We start from the raw sequence: 19,631 nt of genomic DNA, 5'->3' as shown, positions 1-19,631 counted from the left end.
GTGACAAGATCAGTAAGTTGGCTCAAGCTGGTAATGATGAAGAAATTATTGAAGACGCGAGATGGTTATCGTACAGACAGCACTTTTTTAGTTCTATTTTAGTAGCAGATCAGCCTTTTAAATCGGCAACTATTTCGTCTCAAGATCTAGTTCAAGATGAAGAGATTGATACCGTGTTTACAAAACAATATGCGTCTAAATTACCTTTAGCCTTTAATGCAGGCGAAACGAGTAATAACTTCCAATTATATTTCGGACCAACAGATAGTAAGATCTTAAAACAATACGATTACGATTTAGAAGAAAGTATCCCGTTTGGTTGGGGAATTTTCGGATGGATTAACAAGCAGTTGTTTATTCCGTTATTCGGATTTTTAAGTGGATTCTTGCCTTATGGTATTGCTATTATTGTGATGACAGTATTGATCAAATTAATGATGTCATTTGTACAATACAAGCAATTCTTGTCTCAAGCAAAATTACGTGTCTTAAAACCAGAATTAGATGCTATAAAAGAGAAGCACAAAGACAATAAAATGAAGGCGCAGCAGGAAACAATGGCACTTCAAAACAAAGCAGGAGCGAGTCCGTTAGCTGGATGTTTACCTGGTTTAATCCAACTACCAGTATTTTATGCCTTGTTTATGTTCTTCCCAACAGCATTTGATTTAAGACAGAAGAGTTTCCTTTGGGCAGATGATTTATCGTCTTATGATGTGATTGCAGAATTACCATTTAACATTCCATTCTATGGTGATCATGTGAGTTTATTTCCAATTTTAGCTGCGATTGCTATTTTCTTCTATATGAAAATGACAACAGGACAGCAAATGGCTTCACAGCCAACGCAAGAAGGGATGCCAGATATGGCTAAGATGATGAAATATATGATTTACTTCTCACCATTATTAATGTTAGTATTCTTTAATCAATATGCATCTGGTTTAAGTTTGTATTACTTCATATCTAATATGATTAGTATTGCTATTATGTTAGTGATTAAAAACTACATTTTAGATGAAGATAAGATTCATGCTCAAATTCAAGAGAATAAGAAGAAGCCTAAGAAACAAAACAAATTTCAGAAGAAAATGGCTGACATGATGGAGCAAGCTGAAGCACAAAAACAAGCACAGCAAAATCGTAAAAAGTAAGCGCTAGTTTACTCATAAATAAAAAGCCTTTGAACGTTATTCAAAGGCTTTTTCTATGGCTTTAGTTGAAATGAAAAGCGCTTCTAGTAGATCTAGAAGCGCTTTTACCAACCAACCAATCAGGTCAAATTAACTATTAATCAATTAATTTGAAATGAATATTATTATGGACGAATTACTCTATCAACAACATGTACAACACCGTTTACGGCTTGAATGTCTGTTAATTCAGCAATAATTCCAATCTCTCTCATTAAAGCATCTGTAAGAGTTAATGTGTCTATGTCTAATGCTAAGTCACCACCTAAAGTAGGTACTGTTCCCATTAACATTGGTAAATCTCCAGCTCTTACGTTTCCATTAGCAACATGTACTAATAAAACAGCATTTACTGTAGCAGGATCTAAATCACCTAAAGCTGTATTTCCAGTTGGATCTAATTCTATTAAAAGGTCATCAAATGCACCATTTGTTGGAGCAAACACCGTGAATGGTCCAGCAGAAACATCAGAAACTGTAGCAATCCATGGCACTGTAGGAGTACCTGTGTCTGCAAGAGCTAAAGCTGAAACTAAACTACTTAAAGCTGCAGTGTTTGATGTAGCAAACGTTGCTATGGTTGGTAAATCTATTACACTATCAACCACATGTACAACACCGTTAGTTCCTACAACATCAGTAACAACTGCCATAGAAGAACCATTAAACATTACATTATCACCTACATTAACATATAAGCTTAAGTTATCACCATCTGCATTTGTTGCTAAGGTCGTGTTATCGTATCCAGAAGATAGATCAGTCGATAATGCAACTCCACTAACAACATGGTTTAATAAAATATCTCCTAAAGCATTTGAATTAGGGTTGCCAAATGCAGTAAAAGCGTCATTTGTTGGTGCAAAAACTGTGAATGGTCCAGATCCTTGTAAAGTTCCTACTAGATTTTCTGAAGTTAAAGCTCCAGTTAATGCTGTGAAATTATCATTGTTTAATGCATGATCTACGATGTCTGGTAATCCTAATACAGCGTCAATAACATGAACTGTTCCATTAGATGCAGAGATGTCAGCAAGATCAGCAGATACTACACTTGCTGTATTATTAAATCTTGGTAAAGCACCACTTGTATCAAATAGAATACTTAAGTTTTCTCCACCAACACCGTTGGCATTTGTTCGAGTATATCCTTTTCCATCAGGTCCAGATAATGATACTAAACCAGCTGCAGTTACATCAGCAGAAATAACATGATTTCTTAAAATTTGCTCTAAAATAGCAGTGTCTACTTGAGCAAGAGGTGTTCCATTTAAAAATGCATCAAAAGCATCGTTTGTTGGAGCTAATACTGTAAATGGTCCGTTTCCACTTAAAAGTGTTCCTAAATCACCATCTGCGGCTTCGATAGCAGCAACTAAACTTGATAAAGCTGGTGTTGCTTGCGCTGTTTCCACGATATTTAATTGTTGTGGTACAATAATTGGATCATTATCATCATCGTCGCTACATGCTGTAAAAGCAAAGACAAATAATAATAAAGGTAAGATTTTGATTGTTTTTGAAATAATTTTCATTTTTTTGAGTTTTTGTTATTTAACTTTTATTAATATTGAATCAATCTGTTTAACAAAACTACGAAATGATTAAACAAAATATAATGAGTCGTTTATTTTTTATGTTAATTTTAACACTGGTTAGTTTTAGCGCAGTGTCTCAAGGTGCTATAAATCAGTTTGATGCAAGCGGAAAACGGCATGGTATATGGAAAAAATATTTTGATAAAACCAAGCAATTACGTTACGTTGGTAAGTTCGATCATGGTAAAGAAGTCGATACCTTTAACTTTTATACCTTAAAAAACAAGAAGAGTGTTTTAAGCGCTGTTAAGGTGTTTAATCCTAATAATGACATAGCTTTAGTTAAGTTTTTATCCTCTAGAGGTAAACTGATTAGTGAAGGTGCTATGAAAGGTAAGTTGTATACTGGAAAATGGACTTATTATCATAATAAGTTTGATGCCGTTTTGTCAACTGAAACTTTTAATGATCAAGGTAACTTACATGGAGAGAAGATCGTATATTATCCTAACGGACAAATTGCAGAGCACTCTCATTATAAAGATGGAAAATTAGAAGGGGACTCTAAATGGTATTCAGAGCGAGGCATTTTAATAAAAGACTTCTTATATGAAAATGATGAACTCCATGGTAATGCTAAATACTACAATTCTGATGGTGTTATACTGGCTGAAGGTGAGTACCAACGTGGTCGAAAACATAAAATTTGGAAGTATTACGAAGATGGTAAACTCAAAGAAACTAAAGATCATACTCGAAGAAGTAAGAATCCAAAAAAGCAATAGCTAAAAGTTATTCATTCTATAGTCATTTACAATAGCAACAGTGTGTCTGTTGCTATTTTTATTTCTTAATTTTGCAGCATGAAACATCAAGCAAAGCGCTTTAAAAAGTATATATAAGTATATTAAGATGTTCCATATGACCCTAAAAGCAAATAGTTAATATCAGATGAAAAGAGTTATTGTCGGACTTTCAGGAGGTGTAGATTCAAGTGTTGCTGCGTATTTATTAAAAGCGCAAGGCTATGAAGTGATTGGCTTGTTTATGAAAAACTGGCATGATGATTCTGTGACCATTTCTGACGAATGCCCTTGGCTAGATGATAGTAATGACGCTATGTTAGTTGCAGATAAACTAGGGATTCCTTTTCAAACTGTTGATTTAAGTGAACAATACAAAGAACGTATAGTAGACTATATGTTTGATGAGTACCAAAGAGGACGAACCCCTAATCCAGATGTACTTTGTAATCGGGAAATTAAGTTCGATGTCTTTATGAAAATTGCGCTTGATCTTGGTGCAGATTATGTTGCTACTGGTCATTATTGCAGACGTGGAGTAATTGAAAAAGATGGAAAAGAAATCTATCAATTATTAGCTGGAGTAGATAATAACAAGGATCAATCGTATTTTTTATGTCAGTTATCACAACAACAATTATCTAAAGCTTTATTCCCTATTGGTGAATTAACTAAACCAGAAGTGCGAGAAATTGCCTCAAAACTTAATTTAGTTACAGCAGATAAAAAAGATTCTCAAGGCTTATGTTTTATAGGAAAAGTTAGATTGCCAGAGTTTCTTCAGCAAAAATTAAAACCTAAAGAAGGTGTCATTGTTGAAATTCCTGAAACTTTAGATGCTTATAATGCTGAGGTTCCTGAATTTAATTCAAAAGAAAAAGAACTAGCGTTTTTGTCTGAAAGATTAAAGTATGCCGTGTCTGATGGAGTAGTAGTCGGTAAACATCAAGGCGCTCATTATTTTACAAAAGGACAACGAAAAGGTTTAGCAGTTGGCGGAACCGTAGCACCTCTTTTTGTTATTGACACAGATGTTGAAGACAATGTGATTTATACAGGTCAAGGTAAAACACATCCTGGTTTGCTTAAAACTACTTTATTTGTTACAAATGAAGAATTGCATTGGGTTCGTGAAGATTTAGTTTTAGCTAATGGAGAATCAATGTCTGTCAAAGCTCGAATTCGCTATCGCCAAACACTTGAAAATGCAGTAATATATAAAGTAAGTAACGGACTTTTTGTCGAGTTTGAAAATCAACAATCTGCAATTACAGAAGGTCAATTCGTTGCTTGGTACTTGGAAGACGAATTAGTAGGTTCGGGAGTTATTTCTTAAATTGCCAGTAGCATACCCAAATAATTGCAAGATGAAGAAATTTATACTTTTAGGCATCCTACTGTTCCATTTCATATTATTCGCTCAAGATGAACACGCTTGGGTTTATCTTACTGACAAAGAAAATGTTGGAGCTTCAATCGCTAACCCAATCTCAATTTTAACTCAAGAAGCTATTAATCGAAAAGAGGCTCATAATGTTCCTATTGATGAGCGCGATGTACCTGTGAATGAAGCATATATTTCTCAGTTAAAAACTCAAACCGGAATTTCGGTTATGGCAAAATCTAAGTGGTTTAATGCGGTTTATGTCATCGGTTTAGAAACTGATATTTCAGCTTTAGAGGCACTAGAGTTTGTTGATTTTATTGATTTTGCAGATAAGAATCTGAATATGGATACACGAGTAGCCTTCAATACTAATAAATTCGAAGCTGAAGAAAGCCTAATCGATTTTAACTATGCAGCTACTCAAAATCAAGTAGAAATGATAGGTGTAGATCATTTGCATTTCGCAGATTATACAGGTGAAGGAATTGTAGTTGCAGTATTCGATGCTGGCTTTCCAAATGTAGATACCATGAATGCGTTTCAGCGTTTGCGTGATAATGGAGACTTATTGGGAGGATACGATTTTGTAGATAGAACGGAAGATGTGTTTGAATTTGATGGCAATCAGCATGGCACGAGAGTATTAAGTAATATGGCAGCTTTTGTTCAAGATGAATTTGTTGGAACCGCTCCTGATGCATCGTATTATGTGTTTAGAACTGAAGATGCATTTAACGAAATGCCAGTTGAGGAAAGCTATTGGGTTGAAGCAGCTGAGCGTGCAGATAGTTTGGGAGTTCACATTATTAATTCCTCATTGGGCTACACTGCTTTTGATAATTCAAATTATAATTATTCGCCAGCTGATATGAATGGCAATACAGCATTTATAACAAAAGGGGCTAATATTGCCAATGAAAAAGGAATTTTAGTGGTTAATTCTGCAGGTAATTCTGGGGCTAGTGCTTGGCAAACTCTTGGTGCTCCAGCAGATGCTTCAGGTGTTTTAAGTATAGGAGCTGTAGATTCTGAAGGGAATTATGTTTCATTTAGTTCACAAGGTACTGCAACCCAACCGACTCAAAAACCAGATGTTGTTGCTAGAGGAGCAGCAGCAGCCGTTGTAAGTTCCAGTAATAATATTGTAACAAGTAACGGAACATCATTTAGTTCACCGATTATGGCTGGAGGTATCGCTTCACTTTGGCAAGCTTTACCAAATGCGTCTCATGAAGAGATTAAACAATTCGTTAGAATGTCAGCCTCACAGTTTGATACACCAGATTACTTTATAGGCTATGGCATTCCTAATTTAGAGCTAGCTTTGGATATTGGTTTAACAATTTCAGAAGAAGATTTTATTCAATTTAAGGTGTTTCCTAATCCTGTGAGCAACCTACTAAATATTCACATTCCATCAATATCAGAAACAACACATTTGAAAATATTCAATGTCTTGGGTAAACTTATTATAGAAAAAGAGATCATACAATCTGAAACCAAGTTAGATGTATCTTCAATGGCAATAGGTATGTATATGATGTCTTTTGAGTCGAGTAAAGGTGTAACAACATTTAAACTTTTAAAATCATAAATGGCAAATAAAATCACATCACTGTTCAATATTCAATATCCAATAATTCAAGCTGGAATGATTTGGGCAAGCGGTTGGAAATTAGCTTCAGCTGCAAGTAATGCAGGAGCTCTTGGTTTAATAGGTGCAGGTTCTATGTATCCTGATGTATTAAGAGAACACATTCAAAAATGTAAAAAGGCCACTGATAAACCCTTTGGCGTCAATGTACCTATGTTATATCCTAATATTGAAGAGATTATGGATATCATTGTCGAAGAAGGTGTTAATATTGTATTCACTTCCGCCGGAAATCCTAAAACTTGGACGTCTTGGTTAAAGGAGCGAGGCATAACAGTTGTGCATGTGGTTAGTAGTGTGAAATTTGCTTTAAAAGCTCAAGAGGCTGGAGTAGATGCTGTTGTTGCTGAAGGTTTTGAAGCTGGAGGACATAATGGTCGTGAAGAGACTACGACACTAACGTTGATTCCAATGGTGAAAGAACAATTAAAAATTCCATTAATTGCAGCTGGTGGAATTGCAACTGGAAATACGATGTTAGCAGTTATGATTTTAGGTGCAGACGGAGTTCAAGTTGGAAGTCGATTTGTTGCTAGTGAAGAAGCGTCTTCACATCAGGCATTTAAAAAGGTTGTTGTTGATGCTAAAGAAGGCGATACACAATTAACACTTAAAGAATTAGCTCCAGTAAGACTCATCAAGAATAAGTTTTTTGATGAATTACAAGCGCTCTATAAAAATGGCACTTCAGTAGAAGAACTAAAGGCTCACCTTGGTCGAGCTAGAGCAAAACGAGGAATGTTTGAAGGTGATCTTGAGGATGGTGAATTAGAAATCGGACAGATTGCTGGATTAATTCATGAAATTAAACCAGCTGCTCAAATTATAAAAGATATGATTAAAGAATTTAAAGTTGCGCAGCAAAATGCCAATCAAACGTTCTTTTAAAAAATATTATATTTATAAAAAAATTGAATAATTCCTCTACGAATTAATGGGTTCAAAGTGTCATGTTTTAATTCCCGATGGTAATAGCACTTGGGCTTTAAGCGTTATTAGTTGCTTATCGCAAAATAGCGATTACAAAATCTTTGTATTGTCTGATAAAAAACGAACTGCGGCAAAATACTCAAAACACACTTCTTATTATAAATATTATAAAAAAACCTCAGATAAATCTTGGCTTGATGTTGTCGCTAAGGAAATACAAGACCAGAATATCTCTATAATTGTTCCTATCGCTGAAGAGGAATTTAGGTTTTGGATTCACAATCAACAGTTTTTGTCTAATGCTGTAAAAGTAATTCCGCTTCCTCAAATAGATAGTTTTGAAACTGCCATTAATAAACATGAACTGAGTCATTTTCTAAACAAACAAAACTTTCCGCATCCAAAATACCAACGCTTCGAAAATTTTGACTCTTATTCTAGGGAAACACTAGAGCTTCATTTTCCTATTTTAATTAAACCTCTCCAAGAAAAAGGAGGTGATGGAATAGTGAAGTTTAATGATCAACAAGCATTAGATGTATATTTCAGTAAACATTCACAAACAAGTGAACTCTTTTTTCAAGAGTATATTGAGGGTTACGATATCGATTGTAGTGTGCTTTGTTCAGAGGGTGAAATTTTGAAGTATACTATTCAAAAAGGAAAACTTGAAGGAGATAATGCGTTTGCACCTCAATTATGTTTTGATTTTTTGAAGAATGATACTTTGCTAAATGTGGTTTCGGAATTTATGAAAGCAATGCAATGGTCAGGAGTGGCACATATCGATTTGCGTTATGATGAAAAAACAAATGACTTCAAAATTATTGAAGTAAATGCTAGGTTTTGGGGAAGTGTTGAAGGGTCTAAGTTTGCAGGGATTAATTTTCCAGATTTAGCAATTCAACTGGCTCTAAATGATGCCATTGAAAATCAAGAATATATTGAGACTGAGTATATGCGTTTAAAAGGGGTTTTTAAAACGATAAAACGCCAACCTTCATTCATGTTCAAAAAGAATTACTTATTAAATCATTCTGAAACTAAATCTTTTATAAACGATCCAATTCCAACATTGTATAGGTTTAAGCAGTGGTTAATAAGACGCTTATAATTTTAGTTTTTGATTGGCATTGGTGCTTTGTAAATTCTACTCGCACCATTTTCGTAGCTATTAAACACATTTTTTAAGTCTTGAATATTCATTTTTGAATTGTGATTGTTTGTAGTAGTAATGCGTTTACTAGTAAAGTATAAAGTGTTAGTACTTATATCAACAAACGGACAATAATCCATTTTGTTAGAGTTTATCAATTCACCCATATTTTTGGATTTACTCCAAATTTTAGTGTTTTTATCTCTATAACTTATATAAAGATCTCCACTACCATAACCATCTTTTCTGTTATAGCATGTATACACTAAAAAGGATTCGTCAGGTGCTATAAAAGCGTTGAATTCATATCCATCAGTATTTATAGCATCACTTAGAGGTTTAGGAGAACTGTATTTTCCATTTTTAAACTCACTCACATAAATATCATCTTTTCTTTTTAAAGACTTATTATCTAAAGTGAAATAGATGTTTTTAGAATCTGTAACAACAGGATAGAACTCATCCATTTTAGTATTTATTGGAGCGCCTAAGTTTTGTGGTTCAGACCACTTTGAATGTATATCTGCTCGATGAACAAACCAAATGTCAAAATCTTTTGATTCTGAAGATGCTTCATTCAAAGGTCTGTTTGAAGCAAAATATAGTGTAAGTCCATCACTAGCGAAATAAGGTTCAATATCAAAATATTGTCCGGAAAAAGAAAGTACTTCTGGCTCCGACCAATGTTTTTTGCTTTTTTTTATAGTAACTAATGCAGATACATCTCCCATCACACTTTGTGCAGAAAATACCGCTTCATTCTCTGATAAAGCAATATCTCTAGCATTTGGAAATTGAGCAACAATATCTTTGATAAAAGGAGTGACGTCTGTTTGTTCTGATTGTGAATAGCTTATTGAAACACAACACAACAACAGAAAAGTAATAGTTTTCATAATCGTAATTTGAAGTATAATTTACAAAACCAAATGAATCAATATTTAAAAGTTTTGTTAATTAACGTATGCCTAGAAACAACAAAAAGAGGAAAAAATCCTCTTTTTGTCTGAAACGTTTTTTAACAACAAAATTTTTAAATCCCTCTAAAATAATAGCTAAAAAAGTTTCTACCCCAAATACCTAACCTACTAAAATAAGGTATTTATAAAGTAAAAATAATGCTTTCAAATGTTCTAAGTAAACAAATAGAAATCAACTTATTAACAATTTGATTTTATAACGTAATAATAGTCAATCTATTGTATTTAAGATTTTTTATTGTTTTTGGTTTTTCACTACAAATAATCATCAATAACCTACCTTTGCAACTTTAAAATTTATAGCATTGACTTTAACTAATTACACAAAAGAGTTTAAATACAATTGGCAACTTGCAGCGCCAGTAATGCTAGGAATGTTGGGACATACCTTTGTGCAATTTATTGATAATATCATGGTTGGTCAACTTGGTACTGCTGAATTAGCTGCTGTTTCCCTTGGGAATAGTTTTATGTTTATTGCTATGTCCATTGGTATTGGTTTTTCGACTGCAATTACACCTCTTGTTGCTGAAGCTGATGCTGCTAATAACTTCTTAGAAGGCAAGTCATCATTTAAACACGGTTTGTTTTTATGTACAATTTTAGGAATAGTATTATGCCTAACTGTATTTTTAGCTAAGCCGTTATTGTATTTTATGAAGCAACCGGTTGAAGTCGTAGAATTGGCATTACCATACTTGAAACTTGTCGCATTCTCCTTAATTCCATTAATTGTTTTTCAAGCCTTTAAACAGTTTAGTGACGGACTTTCAATGACAAGGTATCCTATGTATGCAACTTTACTTGCTAATATTGTTAATGTTATTTTAAACTACTTACTCATTTTTGGGAAATTTGGTTTCCCTGAACTAGGCATAGTTGGTGCTGCATATGGAACATTAGCGTCTAGAGTGATTATGGTGATTTACCTATGGTGGTTATTAACAAAAAAAGAGAAATCTAAAGCCTATGTCACACATATTAAACTCTTTGTGTTAGATAAATTAATGCTTAAAAAAGTCATTAACTTAGGCTATCCTAGTGCAATGCAAATGTTCTTTGAAGTTGCAATTTTTACAGCTGCTATTTGGTTAAGCGGATTATTAGGAAAGAACCCACAAGCTGCTAATCAAATTGCATTAAACTTATCATCTATGACATTCATGGTTGCCATGGGATTAAGTGTTGCCTCTATGATTCGCGTTGGAAATCAGAAAGGGTTACACCAATATTTTGAATTACGACGCATTGCATTTTCCTTATTTCTCTTAGCAACGATACTTTCGGTTGTCTTCGGAATCATTTTTTATGCATTTCATGATCATCTTCCTAAAATATATGTCGATTTTAATGATGCAGAAAACTTAATTGATAACACAGAAGTGATTGGTATCGCTTCTAAATTGATGATAGCGGCTGCAATTTTTCAGGTAAGTGATGGTATTCAAGTAGTAGTGCTTGGTGCATTAAGAGGATTGCAAGACGTAAAGATTCCAACAATAATTACATTTGTTTCTTATTGGGTTATTGGATTTCCTGTTAGTTATTTTTTAGGCAAAGAAGAGGCCTATGGTAGTTTCGGGATCTGGTTAGGCTTATTAGCTGGATTAACAGTAGCTGCAATTTTATTGTTTATTAGATTTAATTATCTTACAAAAAAGTTAATTTTGAATTCAACAAATAGTTTAGACTAATTTATACATATGGAACTTCCAAAATTTATACTTGGTGACAACACAGACCATCCAAATGCGATTTATGTTATACACACTGATTTTCCAAGATTTATAATCAATCTTGAAGATGATGAGGTAGAATGGTTTGAAGAGTTTGATGAACATGATCAAAAAGAAATTGAAGCTGAAGCTGAAAACTTTATTCAAGCAGCTACAGATTTCTATGATCGAGAAGTTTCTAGATACGACGATTAATGCTAGAAGAATTAGTAAAACTAGATACCGAATTATTTATATACCTAAATGGCTTAGGTACTCAAACTTGGGATGCATTCTGGATGTTTTACACGACTAAGTTTAATTGGATTCCATTTTATGCGTTTCTCCTTTTTTTGTTTTATAAAAGGCTTTCATTAAAGATGTTTTTATTTACACTTTTAGTGATTGTATTGATGATTACGTTTACAGATCAAATTACTAATTTGTTTAAGAAAGTGTTAGTAATGCGTTTGAGACCATGTTACAACACAGAAATTAATGATATTATTAGATTAGTTAAAAGTTCCTGTGGTGGCAAATATGGATATTTTTCTGGTCACGCCTCAAATTCAATGTCAGTCGCGATATTTACAAGTTTAATGCTAAGGTCTAAATACAAATACCTTCCATATATAATGGTTGTTTGGGCTATAATTATGGGATATAGTAGAATTTATGTTGGTGTACATTATCCTTTAGATGTTCTAAGCGGAATGCTATTTGGAATCTTATCAGGCTTTATATTTTATAAACTTTTTAATTACCTACAATACAGATTTGAACGTAATTAAGACTTAAAGTTGTTGTTTACTTTGTAGTTAATTGCTCTTTTTTTCATCCATACATAAGCAAAACAATCTATTAAAGGACTGAGAAATCGATTTCTTATTCCAAATTTTGAAACACCAGCAATCCGTGGAAAATGTTGAATTGGGATTTGTTTAATGGTTCCCCCTTGTAAGAGAATCATTGCTGGTAAAAACCGATGAAGCCCTTTAAACATAGGGATTTTTTTCGCATATTCGGTTCTAATTACTTTAAGTGGGCAACCCGTATCATCCATGCCATCTTTGGTAAACATTCTACGAATCTTATTGGCAATTTTTGAAGTTGTTTTTTTTGTAAAACTATCATTCCGGTTTATTCGCACTCCAGTAACTAAGTTAAAATCATTTATGTGTTCTAAAAGCAAATCAAAATCTTCGGGAGAGGTTTGTAAATCTGCATCTATATAACCAACAAGTTCTGTTTCGGTATAATCAAAACCTGCTTTTAATGCAGCACTCAATCCGTAGTTTTTGTCAAATGACAACATATTGAAACAACTATTTTTTTTACACATAGCTTCAATGATTGTCAAGCTATCATCAGTTGACCCATCATTAATTAATAAAATTTGTGTTTTTATTATTGATGTTTTTAGGAAAGCTAATAGAGCTTTTTCTAGACGATGTAGGTTGTTTACTTCATTATAAACAGGAATAATTATGGTGAATTTAAATGCCATGACATAAATCTTAGTCTTACAAAAATATTCTTTTTTAGGCGCGATGTTGATTTGGTTTGTTTTAAAAATTGTTAATTTGCCATCACAAATTATAAAAATGAAAATACTCGTAACAGGAGCAGTTGGTTTTATTGGGTCTCATACAGCAGAACGCTTACATAATTTAGGTCATGAAGTGGTCGCTTTAGATTGTTTTAGTGATTACTATAATGTAGATTTAAAACATCTCAACGCGAAAGCTTTAACAGATAAAGGCATTACTATTCTGAAGAAAAATTTATGTGATTCTAATTTTGCCGAAGATTTGCCAACAGACTTCAACTATATTTTTCATTTTGCAGCACAACCAGGAATTTCACAGACATCAACATTTGAAGACTATTTAACTAACAATGTTATTGCTACAAAACACTTGATTGATTTTGCAATGTCGTGTTCTAGTTTGAAGCTTTTTACAAATATAAGTACATCTTCAGTTTATGGTTTAGTTGCTACGTTTACTGAAGATGAGGCACCAAAGCCTGCGTCGTATTATGGAGTTACTAAATTAGCTGGTGAGCAACTAGTACTTCAAAAGAGTAGAGAAAATCAAATGAAAAGTTGTTCTCTCAGATTGTATTCTGTTATAGGTCCCAGAGAACGTCCTGAAAAAATGTATACCAAACTTATCTCTTTAGGTTTACAAGGAAAACCATTTCCATTGTTTGAAGGAAGCGATAAACATTTACGAAGCTTTACATATGTAGGTGATATTGTAGATGGAATTGTTAGTGTTATTGGTAAAGAAGACGTTGTTAATGGCGAAACTATTAATCTTGGAACCGAAGTTGAACACACCACTAAAGAAGGTATTGAAGCTGTTGAACAAGTTCTAGGGGATACTATAAAAATTAATGTCATTCCAAAACGACCTGGTGATCAATCTCGAACTAAGGCCAATATTGATAAAGCAAGAAAGTTACTAAATTATAATCCGAAAACCACCTTATTAGAGGCAGTGCAAAAACAAGTAGAGTGGTATAAAGCTAATTTTTAAAAAGACTTTAATCGTTAAGTTTTAGGAGGTCTTCTGCAGCAGTAAATGGTGTGGTTTTACCATCTTCGATTAATTGTAACTGAAGTTTTAAAGCCGATTTAATTTTTGGCTGATTAAAAAAGTCTGATTTCAAACGATCTTCAATTGTTTGTAATAACCAAAACTTACTTTGTTCTTTTCGATGTTTATCAAAATACTGATTTTTTGAGGTATGCTCAATATATAATTCAATCATATTCCAAAGGTCTTCAATACCTTCTTGCTGAAGTGCACTACACAACATCACTTTTGGTTGCCATTCTGAATCTTTTAGTGGGTATAAATGTAATGCTCTATTAAATTCGACTTTAGCAAGTTTTGCAGCTTTAAGATTATCACCATCAGCTTTATTAATAGCTATAGCATCAGCCATTTCAATAATACCTCTTTTAATACCTTGCAGTTCATCGCCAGCTCCAGCTAATTTTAGTAGTAGAAAGAAATCTACCATACTATGAACAGCTGTTTCACTTTGCCCAACTCCAACGGTTTCAATTAAAATAATATCAAAACCAGCGGCTTCACATAGCATAATGGTTTCACGAGTTTTTCTAGCGACACCTCCTAGAGATGTTCCAGATGGTGAAGGTCTAATGAACGCATTTTTGTTTTTTACCAAGTCTTCCATTCTGGTCTTATCGCCTAAAATACTTCCTTTGCTTAAACTACTACTTGGATCAACTGCTAAGACAGCAACTTTTTTTCCTTGAGATGTTAAATACATTCCGAACGCCTCAATAAAAGTGCTTTTGCCAACACCAGGAACACCTGTGATACCAATTCTTACAGAAGTGTTAGTATGTTGAAGACAACCTTTAATAATGTCATTTGCTTGGTTTAAATGCTTAGGATTTGAGCTTTCAATTAATGTAATAGCTCTACTTAATGCTGTAATGTTTCCATTAATAATTTCTGAAATTAAATCTTGAGTACTTGGTTTAGATTTCCGTTTTTGTCTAATTTTAGTAATAGAAGATGCATTGGTGATTTCAGATTGGGAAACCCCTTTTTTGTTTAGTAATGCAGAAGATTTTGCTTTTTTGGTCAAATGCCTTTATTCCTTTTTGTCTTTTAATACCACTAAAGGTACAGCAATTTTTGTTTTGTCCCAAGCCATAGTAAGCTTAAGGTCGTCAGTTGAATTATCAAAGGCAATTGTAAATTGTTCAACAACTTTATTAAGAGATTCTGTGGCAACATCAATTTCTAAAAGGTCATAATTTGGATCCCAAAGCGGTTGCATTTGCTCATCAACTCCCCAAGAATACTGTTTTGTGTTAAGCATTAATTTCCATACACTATCATTAGGAACTGTCCAAACAGAGTACTTGCCTTTAGGGACATAAATACCATCAATCATTAAATTCTTATTTGTCTCGAACGTAGTCGCTTCATTTGCTCCAGTTCGCCAAACCTTATCAAAAGGAACTAAGGCTCCAAAAACTTCACGACCTTTCTTCGAAGGTCTATTGTAAAAAACTTCTAATTCTAGATCGTTAAGTTTAAACTCTACAGTGTCTTTAGGGCTTAAGCGTGGCGCAAAAATATTTTCTACAAAATAAGAGTAAATAAAAAGTCCAATAGCAATAATGGACAAAAAGAGTAGAAGTCGTTTTAAAAACGTATTCATAAAAATTTTCAATTTCAAAATGGATTATAAAGATACTAGTAAATCAATAACTTCGCAATATAACTTAACGTACTTTTAGCATAACTATTATTTTTTCAAAAAAGTATCCTATTTTTTGCAACACTCTACTTTTTGTGTCGTCTTTAATGTGAACCAATACCAAATAGCTTTTATTAGTTATTTGATATATAACCAAACCAAAAGCAATCTTAGATGTTACAATCTAATATTATTGAAAAGTGTAAACAAAACAATCGAATTGCTCAACTGCAATTATACAAGCAGTATTGTGACGGCATGTTTATTGTAGCCATGCGCTTTATGAAAAATTCTATGGAAGCTGAAGATATCGTACAAGAATCTTTTATAAAGGCATTTTCAAAATTAGATCAATTTAAAGGAGACGTGACTTTTGGAGCTTGGTTAAAACGAATCGTAATCAATAAATGTATTGACTGTTTAAAGTCTAAAAAGCAACATTTGCTAGAATTAGATGAGGTGCACCTAAAAGTAGTCGATTCAAATTATGAAAACGAATGGTTAGTAGAAGATACAATAACTGTAGATGAGGTTAAAGATGCTATTCAAAAATTACCAGATAAATATCAATATGTAGTGATGTTATATTTGGTAGAAGGATACGATCATCAAGAGGTTTCTGAAATTCTAAATATTTCAGAAATCGCATCAAGGACTCAGCTGTCAAGAGGTAAATCAAAATTAAAAGCATTATTAACACCAATAAAAAATGGCACAAGATCTTAGACAATTATTAAAAAATGAAGACAAAGATTCGCAATTAAAAATGAGCGAGGGTCATGAAGCACGCTTTCTTAAAAAGTTAGATGAAGCTCAGCCAGAAGAAACATCAATCAAAAAACGTTTCAGTGTTTTACAAATTGCTGCTAGTGTAGTTATATTGATTGGCTTAGCTTTTGGAACCTATAAATTTATGCAACAGCCAAAATCTATAGAAAATCATGTGGTTAATAATCAAAGTCAAACCAATGAAGATCAATTAAAATCACTTGGTGATATTTCACCAGATTTAAAATTAATTGAAGATTATTACTTGGCTAATATCAATTTAGAATTATCTAAAATTAAACAAACACCAGAAAGTAAGGAGCTTTTTGATGGGTATTTGGTAAGACTAGCAGAGCTCAATGAAGAATACAAACGCTTGTCGGTTGAGCTTACACAAAATGGCCCGAACGAACTGACAGTTAGTGCACTCATTGATAACTTGAAACTGCGTCTAAATTTATTGTATCGATTAAAAGAACAATTACACGATTTAAATGCTTCAGAGGAAGTTTTATAATCACAAATAAAGACCAAATTTGAATACAAATTCAAAGTAAAAAACACAATCATGAAAACAACATTTAAAATAGTTGCCTTGTTATTATTCTGCTTCACTTTTAGTGTTTCAGGACAACAAAAGTTAACTAAAGCATCTCAAAAAATTAATGTAAGTAAAGACGTTAACATTGATTTAAATACTAGTTACGTAGAAATAGAAATTGATACTTGGAATAAAAACACCCTAGAGATTGAAGCTTATATCGAAGACGAAAAAATGACTAAAGAAGAACTTCAAGACGCTTTAAAAAATTGGGATCTTAAAATAGAAGGGTCCGGAGATTATGTGAAAATATCATCTGAAGGAAGTGGATTTCCTAGTTGGGATGGTGTACAATCATATCGATTTGATTTAGAAGATTTAAATTTAGATTTAGATGCTCTTAAGAATTTAGAAGATATTAATGTATATATAGCTGACATGCCAGAAATGCCAGAAATGCCTGAGCTACCAGAAATGCCTGAAATGGTTCGATTTGGATTTGAGGATATGCCACAAGTACCAAAAATTCCTGAGTTACCAAAAGGCGTCAATAATGTTAGTTTTGATACTGAAGCTTTTGAGAAAGACGGTGAAGCATATCTTGAAAAATGGAGTAAAGAATTTGAAGAGGAATATGGTAAAGAGTTTGGAGAAAAGATGAAAGCTTGGGGAAGAGAAATGGCTAAGATTGATTTTTCGTCTTATGAAAAGGCGATGGATAAATGGGGTGAAAAATTTGGAAAAGATTATGAAGCTAAAATGGCAGTTTGGAGTAAGAAATATGAAGAGTCTTTTGATGAAGAATGGGCTGATAAAATGGAAGTTTGGGAGGAGAAACATGGCAAGCAAATGGAACAACGAGCTCTTTTACTTGAACAGCGTATGGCAAAACGCGAACAAGAGCGTGAAGCTAGAGTAAAAGCTCTAGAAAAACGTCAAGAAGAACGTGCTAAAGAAATGGAGAAGCGTTTAGAAGTAAGAGCTAAAGCAATGGAGCGACGTCAAGACGCACATGCTAATCGCAATGAAAGCATAAAGCGTCGTATGCATTTAAAAAGTGATAATGTTAAAAAGACGATTAAAATTAAGATGCCTAAAAATGCAAAATTAAATATGAATGTGAGACATGGAGAATTAAAAATTGGTTCTGTAATTCATAATCTTAGAGGAGATATTTCTCATTCAGTATTATTAGCAAATCACATTGATGGAAGTGAGACTTCCATCAATGTTGCTTATTCTCCTGTAGAAATTACAACATGGAGCCTAGGTCAACTTAACCTTAAATATGTTGAAGATGCTCACATACAAAATGTGAATCGTTTAGTTTTAAATAGTAATTCATCAGATATTATTTTAAGTAACTTACTAGATAATGCTATTATTGATGGCAGTTTTGGCGATTTAACAATTTCTAATATTGCAGACTCGTTTAGTAATCTAAATATCATACTTGAAAATAGTGATGCTCTTATTTCGTTACCACAATCTGATTATAGTGTATTTTTCAAAGGAAATCGTTCTAGGTTAAATAACGAAATGACTTCTCAAAAAACAATTGAAAACTATACTAGTGGTAAAAATTCAGGAAAATCAATAGTTGTTAATGCTAAGTTTAGTGATGTTGTCTTGAGATAATTCAAATTACTGTATTTAAACCATACAATATAAAATAGCCTAGTTTTATTTTATACTTTTGAGAAAAACTAATCATGTCCTCTGAGCTATTTTCTCAATTCTTAAATGGATTAGCCATAGATTCATTTCCTCTACTAAATCCTACTTTATCTTTTAAGGATTATGTTGCTTTAGACCTTTCTATAAATAATATTGAATTACAAACTATTGATGTTTCATCCTCAGAAAAGTTAGCACTTTACATAGCCAATCATATTGCTAAAAATAATGCTAGTGTTGCTTATGGTGGTTACCTTGAAACCCGAAATATTTATAACAGAAGTGACTACTTCAATACCTCAGAAGAGATTTTACAGCGTAATATTCATTTAGGTTTAGATTTATGGATAGCTTCAGGAACATCAATTTATTCACCTTTAGAAGGTGTTGTGCATAGTTTTAAAAACAATACTAATTTTGGTGATTATGGTCCGACGATTATTCTTCAGCATGATATTCAAGATTCAAGATTTTATACTTTATACGGACATTTGAGTTTGTCTTCTATAGTGAACCTAAAAGTAGGGCAGAAGTTTAATAAAGGCGATGAGATTGCTACTTTGGGTGATGCTTCCGTAAATGGTGATTATCCGCCACATTTACATTTTCAGATTATAAAAGACATACAGCATTATGTCGGTGATTATCCAGGAGTGTGCTCAAAACAAGATTTAGAGTTTTATAAACATAATTGTCCAAACCCAAATTTGGTTCTAAAATTATAAATCAACTAAATTGTTTTGTAATCAATGATTTAGTGTAAGATGTTTTCAAAAAACAAGAATTTGTGATAACTTATATTTTATAATCAACTCACTATGAAATACATCCTTACACTTTTATTAATCGGATTCGCATTAACTGTTTGTCAAGCTCAAATTGTAACTATTCCTGACGTGAATTTTAAGCATATTTTAACTACAGATAACTGTGTCGACCTCGATGATGATGGGGTTGGTGATGCAGATGCAGATACCAATAACGATGGTGAAATCCAAGAGAGTGAGGCACAAGCTGTAGAACACTTAATTTTGAGTA

The 19,631-nt window shown here is 32.9% G+C and carries 19 protein-coding genes and 1 pseudogene; 15 read left to right on the top strand and 5 right to left on the bottom strand.

The features are described from left to right. Nucleotides 1-1,154, top strand: a 1,154-nt coding sequence (gene yidC, locus AB8B90_RS08455; RefSeq protein ID WP_405335625.1) for a membrane protein insertase YidC, incomplete at its 5' end; no start/stop codon positions are given. Nucleotides 1,155-1,318: 164 nt separating this feature from the next. On the opposite strand, the gene AB8B90_RS08450 is transcribed toward yidC, so the two are convergent. Next, entirely contained in the window at nt 1,319-2,728 is a 1,410-nt protein-coding gene (locus AB8B90_RS08450) for a fasciclin domain-containing protein (protein ID WP_405335623.1), read from the bottom strand. Between the two features lie 83 nt (nt 2,729-2,811). On the opposite strand from AB8B90_RS08450, the gene AB8B90_RS08445 reads away from it, so the two are divergent. From AB8B90_RS08445 to AB8B90_RS08425, 5 genes are all read left to right on the top strand, one after another. Next, nucleotides 2,812-3,516 (top strand): toxin-antitoxin system YwqK family antitoxin, encoded by a 705-nt coding sequence (locus tag AB8B90_RS08445; protein WP_405335622.1) that lies wholly within the window; start codon nt 2,812-2,814, stop codon nt 3,514-3,516. A 166-nt stretch (nt 3,517-3,682) separates the two neighbouring features. Further along, nucleotides 3,683-4,870 carry a tRNA 2-thiouridine(34) synthase MnmA gene (gene mnmA / locus AB8B90_RS08440; RefSeq protein WP_405335621.1) on the top strand — a complete coding sequence of 396 codons (1,188 nt, stop codon included), beginning with the start codon at nt 3,683-3,685 and terminating at the stop codon, nt 4,868-4,870. Between the two features lie 31 nt (nt 4,871-4,901). Continuing rightward, nucleotides 4,902-6,515: a S8 family serine peptidase gene (locus AB8B90_RS08435; protein ID WP_405335620.1), complete on the top strand. Its 1,614-nt coding sequence runs from the start codon at nt 4,902-4,904 to the stop codon at nt 6,513-6,515. Beyond that, entirely contained in the window at nt 6,516-7,463 is a 948-nt protein-coding gene (locus tag AB8B90_RS08430; RefSeq protein WP_405335619.1) for an NAD(P)H-dependent flavin oxidoreductase, read from the top strand. 46 nt (nt 7,464-7,509) lie between these two features. Further along, the gene (locus AB8B90_RS08425) at nt 7,510-8,619 is read left to right on the top strand and encodes an ATP-grasp domain-containing protein (protein ID WP_405335618.1); all 1,110 of its coding nucleotides are present in this window, start codon (nt 7,510-7,512) and stop codon (nt 8,617-8,619) included. Nucleotides 8,620-8,621: 2 nt separating this feature from the next. Here AB8B90_RS08425 and AB8B90_RS08420 read toward each other — a convergent pair whose 3' ends face one another. Next, nucleotides 8,622-9,557, bottom strand: coding sequence for a hypothetical protein (locus tag AB8B90_RS08420; RefSeq protein WP_405335617.1), 936 nt, complete (start codon nt 9,555-9,557; stop codon nt 8,622-8,624). A 389-nt stretch (nt 9,558-9,946) separates the two neighbouring features. Between AB8B90_RS08420 and AB8B90_RS08415 the strand changes: the two genes are divergently transcribed. From AB8B90_RS08415 to AB8B90_RS08405, 3 genes are read left to right on the top strand one after another with little or no spacing between them, the layout of a single operon-like run. Continuing rightward, nucleotides 9,947-11,335 carry an MATE family efflux transporter gene (locus AB8B90_RS08415; protein WP_405335616.1) on the top strand — a complete coding sequence of 463 codons (1,389 nt, stop codon included), beginning with the start codon at nt 9,947-9,949 and terminating at the stop codon, nt 11,333-11,335. A gap of 9 nt (nt 11,336-11,344) precedes the next feature. Beyond that, on the top strand, nt 11,345-11,572 hold the full coding sequence (locus AB8B90_RS08410; protein ID WP_405335615.1) for a hypothetical protein: 228 nt from the start codon (nt 11,345-11,347) through the stop codon (nt 11,570-11,572). Then, nucleotides 11,572-12,147, top strand: a complete 576-nt coding sequence (locus AB8B90_RS08405; protein ID WP_405335613.1) for a phosphatase PAP2 family protein — start codon at nt 11,572-11,574, stop codon at nt 12,145-12,147. Before AB8B90_RS08410 ends, AB8B90_RS08405 begins: the two co-directional genes overlap by 1 nt. On the opposite strand, the gene AB8B90_RS08400 is transcribed toward AB8B90_RS08405, so the two are convergent. Next, nucleotides 12,144-12,863 carry a glycosyltransferase gene (locus AB8B90_RS08400; protein ID WP_405335612.1) on the bottom strand — a complete coding sequence of 240 codons (720 nt, stop codon included), beginning with the start codon at nt 12,861-12,863 and terminating at the stop codon, nt 12,144-12,146. The genes AB8B90_RS08405 and AB8B90_RS08400 overlap by 4 nt on opposite strands. A gap of 97 nt (nt 12,864-12,960) precedes the next feature. On the opposite strand from AB8B90_RS08400, the gene AB8B90_RS08395 reads away from it, so the two are divergent. Next, on the top strand, nt 12,961-13,899 hold the full coding sequence (locus tag AB8B90_RS08395; RefSeq protein WP_405335611.1) for an NAD-dependent epimerase/dehydratase family protein: 939 nt from the start codon (nt 12,961-12,963) through the stop codon (nt 13,897-13,899). Between the two features lie 7 nt (nt 13,900-13,906). Here the strand turns inward: AB8B90_RS08395 and meaB are convergent, their stop codons facing one another. Both meaB and AB8B90_RS08385 read right to left on the bottom strand, forming a co-directional pair. After that, complete coding sequence (gene meaB, locus AB8B90_RS08390) at nt 13,907-14,986, bottom strand: methylmalonyl Co-A mutase-associated GTPase MeaB (protein WP_405335609.1); 1,080 nt, start codon at nt 14,984-14,986, stop codon at nt 13,907-13,909. Between the two features lie 6 nt (nt 14,987-14,992). Then, nucleotides 14,993-15,568, bottom strand: a complete 576-nt coding sequence (locus AB8B90_RS08385) for a DUF2911 domain-containing protein (protein WP_405335607.1) — start codon at nt 15,566-15,568, stop codon at nt 14,993-14,995. Nucleotides 15,569-15,781: 213 nt separating this feature from the next. Here AB8B90_RS08385 and AB8B90_RS08380 point away from each other — a divergent pair, with 213 nt between their 5' ends. The 5 genes and pseudogenes from AB8B90_RS08380 to AB8B90_RS08360 all read left to right on the top strand — a co-directional run. After that, entirely contained in the window at nt 15,782-16,333 is a 552-nt protein-coding gene (locus AB8B90_RS08380) for an RNA polymerase sigma factor (RefSeq protein WP_405335605.1), read from the top strand. Continuing rightward, a complete protein-coding gene (locus AB8B90_RS08375) occupies nt 16,317-16,892 on the top strand; it encodes a hypothetical protein (RefSeq protein ID WP_405335603.1) in 576 nt (191 codons plus the stop codon). Before AB8B90_RS08380 ends, AB8B90_RS08375 begins: the two co-directional genes overlap by 17 nt. A 51-nt stretch (nt 16,893-16,943) precedes the next feature. Beyond that, on the top strand, nt 16,944-18,554 hold the full coding sequence (locus tag AB8B90_RS08370) for a hypothetical protein (protein WP_405335601.1): 1,611 nt from the start codon (nt 16,944-16,946) through the stop codon (nt 18,552-18,554). 74 nt (nt 18,555-18,628) lie between these two features. Continuing rightward, a complete protein-coding gene (locus AB8B90_RS08365; protein ID WP_405335599.1) occupies nt 18,629-19,318 on the top strand; it encodes a peptidoglycan DD-metalloendopeptidase family protein in 690 nt (229 codons plus the stop codon). A gap of 93 nt (nt 19,319-19,411) precedes the next feature. Beyond that, nucleotides 19,412-19,631: pseudogene (locus AB8B90_RS08360) on the top strand (hypothetical protein); the annotation flags it as partial.

Source organism: Psychroserpens sp., from assembly GCF_045105015.1.
In the GTDB taxonomy this organism is placed as follows: Bacteria; Bacteroidota; Bacteroidia; order Flavobacteriales; family Flavobacteriaceae; genus Psychroserpens.
The sequence above is the reverse complement of the archived record's forward strand: the minus strand, read 5'-3'. Positions and strand labels throughout refer to the sequence as shown.